This window comes from Acidithiobacillus ferriphilus (assembly GCF_018854775.1).
Lineage (GTDB): Bacteria > Pseudomonadota > Gammaproteobacteria > Acidithiobacillales > Acidithiobacillaceae > Acidithiobacillus > Acidithiobacillus ferriphilus.
On record NZ_JAAZTY010000122.1, the window covers coordinates 1 to 4,662 of the forward strand.

Sequence of the window (4,662 nt, forward strand, 5' to 3'; positions counted from 1 at the left end):
GACCCCGCCATTGCCCCGGCAACGCAGCGGGGCTACCGACGGCGGAGGACATTGTATCGGCGGGGAGGATTTCCAGCAGCAGCTCCGCATCCTCGCCTTCGGCATGCGCGAAATCGCTGGAACGATCCAGGCCGAGGAGACGGCGCAGTCGGGCATCGTCCACATCCCCGCGCCGCTGAAGGCGCCAACCCAGGGTACCCGCAGCGTAGCGCAGGGCACCCAGCGCATGGCCAATATCCAGTTGGCAATAACGCAGTGCCCGTTCGCCATATTTCCACGCTTCGCGCCACGCTATGGAACTCAGCCCGATATACACCCCTGAACCGCGCTGTCCGGTATCGGGATACCAGCGCTGTTCTAACAAATGATCACGACTCAAATAGTGGTAGAGTCCATCACTGATATCCTGCACCCCGAAGGCGAGAAGATAGGCCTCGGTGGGATGCAGGTTGCCGCTGGATGGATTGCAACGTAGTGCCCAACGATCAGGGCCGTATTCCTTCCAGGCCGCCAGCCCGAGGGAAAGCTCCAGAAGCTGAGCGATCGCCTGGAGGGTAAAGGGTTGGGGGGTGGCGGCGGACAGCCCGGCGAAGGTGACGGCAGTTTCGTCCGTCAACAACGGTAAGATGTATTGCGGGCTTCCGGTGAACTCGCGGAAGGGGTTGGGCTGTGCATCCCAGTCCAGCGCTTCCGGCCCGGCGGCGTAGCGATTCAGGTGATGTTTGGAGCGTTCATGGTAGGCCATCACCGTATGCGCCGCTTCGCCCTTATCGCTTGTCGCCATGATGTGCGCCGTTCCTTTAGTCAGCCTTGCTCGTGGCATTTTATTCCGGCGCGGCAACCACCGCCGGTCAACGCTCTTTCGGCGCGCTGACCGCCACCTTCTCCAGAGAGACATGACTGACACCCATGGCTTGATGAAAGACTTTGAACACCTTTTCGGAGACCGCGTCAGATACCACAAAATCCTGATACGACTGGCTGAGTAATTTCACATAAAGCGTTTGCAGCGCCTGATCATCCATGGCGTCCGTATTCCCCTCTCTTTTCAGGTAGTCATGAAAACGCTTGAGGATATGGAGACGATTAATATGGACCACCGTCTCATCATAGTCGATGTTCAGAAACTTCAGGAAATCCTCAGCGGAGGACAAACGCGCCAGTGTTTTACGTAGATCACTCATGGTGTCATCCTTGGAATTCGTCAAAGGGGAGGGGAGCTAAAGCTGCTGGGCTGCTGTTCGGTCCGCACAGGTTGGGATCGGAATCCGAACAGTTATTGCAGTCTTTTTCCGTCAGTTGCACGGCACGCCCGCTGGATTGGCCTTGCAGTTCCAGTTGGGAAATCCGTTCCATCAGGCACTGAATGGCTTTACCCACCGGGTCCGGCATGAGATGGTGATCAAGCTCAATACCGTGGGCGTTGATGCGGCGACGTTCCGCAGGCAGTACGACGCGGCCGGGGATGCCCACGACCGTCATACCCGGCGCCACATCGTTAATGACCACCGCATTGGCACCCACCTGACTGTCATGACCGATAGTGACGGGTCCGAGGATCTTCGCACCCGCACCCACCATGACCCGATCCTGCAATGTCGGGTGACGCTTGCCCGGATTCCAGCTCGTGCCCCCCAGAGTCACCCCATGGTACAGGGTGCAATCATCACCAATCTCGGCCGTTTCGCCAATCACCACGCCCATACCGTGATCAATGAAGAATCGGCGCCCGATTTGTGCCCCCGGGTGGATATCAATGCCGGTCGAGAAGCGCGCCATCGCACTGAGCACACGCGCCGGATATCGCCAGCCGCCCCGCCACCAGCGATGTGCGAGGCGATGTGCCAGCAACGCGTGTACCCCAGGGTAGGTGGTGAGGATTTCCAATGTACCGCGGGCAGCCGGATCGCGTTCGAAGACACAGTGAATATCGTCGCGCAGGTTGCGCCACAGACCAGACTTGCGGGGTTGTTCTTTGTCGAGCAGGGTAGCAACCACGGGCGTGTCCTCCATTCAGGAATGAGCGTGCAGGGACTCCACGCTCTCCAGTAGAAAGCGATGCAGGTCCTCTACGGGCGGTGGCGCCTTGTGCTGAAGCACATAGATGCGAATCTGTTTGAGGATGCTTTGTGCTTGTAATTCGGTGATGGCACTGCCCAGTTCGGCATAAGCCCGCATGATGGCCTTGGTGCCGGAATGCTTGCCCAGCACCATGTTGTGCTGGCGCCCCAGTTCCTCGGGGTCGAAGCTCTGGTAATTGCGGGGGTTTTTAATCAGTCCATCGACGTGAATACCCGACTCGTGGCTGAAAATGGCATCGCCGACGATGCTTTTTCCGGCGGGTACCGGTCGCGCGGAAGCCAGCGCCACCAGTTGCGAAATCGCCTTGAACTGGCGCACTTCAATGCCGGTCTCGAAGCCGTGCAAATGATGCAGACACATCACCACTTCCTCCAGTGCGGCGTTACCGGCGCGCTCCCCCAGACCATTCACCGTCGTGTTCACATGAGTGGCGCCAAAACGCAGGGCGGCGATGGAGTTGGCAGTGGCCAGACCCAGATCATTGTGGGCATGGATTTCAATTTCCATGCCCGTGGCCGCCCTTAAACGCCGCATGATATGCGCGGTGTTAAAGGGTTCCAGAATGCCCAGGGTGTCGGCATAACGAAAACGGCGTGCCCCCGCGCGTTCTGCGACCTCCATGACCCGCAATACAAAGTCCAGGTGGGTCCGGGAGGCATCCTCGCCGCCCACCGCGACGTCCATGCCGCTGTCCAGCACCTGTTTCACCCGGCGATCCACCTGCTGCAAAACCCACCGACGGTCTTTGCCCAGTTTGCTGCGTATCTGGATGTCCGAAACTGGAACCGAGGCATTGACCATATCCACAGCACAACGCTTTGCCGCGGCGAGGTCCGTATCGTGCATCCGGCACCAGACCACCAGGCGGGCGGGGAGGCCCATCCGGGTAATATTGCGGATGGTTTCCTCCTCTTCACTCCCCATGGCGGGGATGCCGATCTCCAACTCCGGAATCCCGGCATTGGCCAGACTCTTGGCGATAGCCAGCTTTTCCTCGGGGCGGAAGGCCACCCCTGCGGTCTGTTCGCCATCGCGCAGGGTGGTGTCGTGGATTACAGCGGTGCTGCGGGAGAGTGGATTAGGTTCATGCATAGACGGGCGCAAAGGCATTATCGGTGAGAATAGGGCCGTTGGCCCCCCAGTAGGGGGACAGACGCCGCAATTGCTCGATGATGGGTGGTGTCTGCGCAATCACCCAGTCCACTTCTGCTTCCGTGGTCTCCCGAGACAAGGAGAAACGGATGGTACCGTGCGCCGCCGTATAGGGAATGTCCATGGCGCGCAGCACATGGGACGGCTCCAGCGACCCGGAGGTACAGGCGGAACCTGAGGAGGCGGCGATGCCGACCCGGCTCAGAAGCATCAGGATGGCCTCGCCCTCAATATATTCAAACGAGATACTGGCGGTATTGGGCAGGCGGTGTTCCGGATCGCCATTGGCGAAGGCATAGGGCACCTGCGCCAGTATCCCGGCCTCCAGACGATCCCTTAAAGCGCGCACCACGGTGTTTTCATACTCCATATGCTCCAGGGCCATGTCCGCCGCCAAGCCCAGGGCGATAATGCCCGTGGTGTTTTCTGTTCCGGCCCGGCGTCCGCGTTCCTGGTGGCCACCGCGCAGCATGGGTCGGTAGCGGGTGCCCCGGCGCACATAGAGCGCACCGACGCCTTTCGGGGCATGCAGCTTATGGCCGGAGAGGGAGAGCATGTCGATGGCCGACTCCTGCATGTTCAGGGCAATTTTGCCCACCGCCTGCACGGCGTCCGTATGAAAGAGCGCGCCTTTCTCCTTGGCCATCCGTGCCATGGTTTCGACGGGGAAGATCGTTCCCGTCTCATTGTTGGCATACATCATGGAGACGACGGCCACCTGCTCGCTGAGCGCTGCGGCATACGCCTCCATGGAGATACGCCCAAGCCGGTCCACGGGAATGTAGTGGACTTTGTAGCCTTCATGACGTTCGAGGTGATCACAGAGAGACAGAATGGCTGGGTGCTCCACCACGCTGGTGATGATTTCACGGCGACTGGGTTGTATGGCGAGGGCCGAGAGGATGGCGGTGTTATCGGACTCCGTACCGCAGGAGGTAAAAATGATTTCCGAGTCGTGTTCTACCCCCAGCAGAGCCTGTACGGAGGCGCGCGCTTCTTCCAGACGTTTCCCCACATCGCCGCCGAAACTGTGCATGGAGGAGGGGTTGCCGTAATACTCGCTGAAGTAGGGAAGAATGGTCTCCAGCACCCGGGGATCTACCCGGGTCGTGGCATTGTTGTCCATATAGGCGCTGCTCATGGCTATACCCCCACGGCTTGCGGCATGCTGGCCGGAACCACCCGTACCGGACGGCCCAGAGTCAGCATCAGGCGTTCCTGGATACCGGAAATGGTAATCCCGGAGGACTGGCAGTTCATGCACGAGCCACTCATGGCCACCATGACCGTATCACCATCCACATCGACCAGTTCGATATTGCCGCCGTCCATCTGGAATTGCGGGCGCATTTCATCGATCACGGCGGATATTTTCTGGATTTTCTGGACCATGGTCATGGGGGTCGGGGGAACTTTGGCGGCGGGCTT

The 4,662-nt window shown here is 59.6% G+C and carries 6 protein-coding genes; all 6 read right to left on the minus strand.

Annotated elements, in window-relative coordinates; genetic code table 11:
• Positions 1 to 784 (minus strand): SagB/ThcOx family dehydrogenase (locus HF921_RS08890; protein WP_215893688.1); only part of this gene is annotated, 784 nt, incomplete at its 3' end.
• 67 nt (positions 785 to 851) lie between these two features.
• Positions 852 to 1,184: a nitrogenase-stabilizing/protective protein NifW gene (nifW, locus tag HF921_RS08895; RefSeq protein WP_215850637.1), complete on the minus strand. Its 333-nt coding sequence runs from the start codon at positions 1,182 to 1,184 to the stop codon at positions 852 to 854.
• A gap of 4 nt (positions 1,185 to 1,188) precedes the next feature.
• Complete coding sequence (cysE, locus tag HF921_RS08900) at positions 1,189 to 1,998, minus strand: serine O-acetyltransferase (protein ID WP_215893689.1); 810 nt, start codon at positions 1,996 to 1,998, stop codon at positions 1,189 to 1,191.
• A gap of 15 nt (positions 1,999 to 2,013) precedes the next feature.
• Entirely contained in the window at positions 2,014 to 3,174 is a 1,161-nt protein-coding gene (gene nifV / locus HF921_RS08905; RefSeq protein ID WP_215893690.1) for a homocitrate synthase, read from the minus strand.
• A complete protein-coding gene (nifS, locus tag HF921_RS08910) occupies positions 3,167 to 4,375 on the minus strand; it encodes a cysteine desulfurase NifS (RefSeq protein ID WP_215893691.1) in 1,209 nt (402 codons plus the stop codon). Before nifS ends, nifV begins: the two co-directional genes overlap by 8 nt.
• Before the next feature lie 2 nt (positions 4,376 to 4,377).
• On the minus strand, positions 4,378 to 4,662 hold a 285-nt coding region (locus tag HF921_RS08915), incomplete at its 5' end, for a NifU family protein (protein ID WP_215893692.1).

Bases quoted from the DNA above. Each gene is read 5' to 3' on its own strand.
- nifW (WP_215850637.1), bottom strand. From the start codon at position 1,184: ATGAGTGATCTACGTAAAACACTGGCGCGTTTGTCCTCCGCTGAGGAT.
- nifV (WP_215893690.1), bottom strand. From the start codon at position 3,174: ATGCATGAACCTAATCCACTCTCCCGCAGCACCGCTGTAATCCACGAC.
- nifS (WP_215893691.1), bottom strand. From the start codon at position 4,375: ATGAGCAGCGCCTATATGGACAACAATGCCACGACCCGGGTAGATCCC.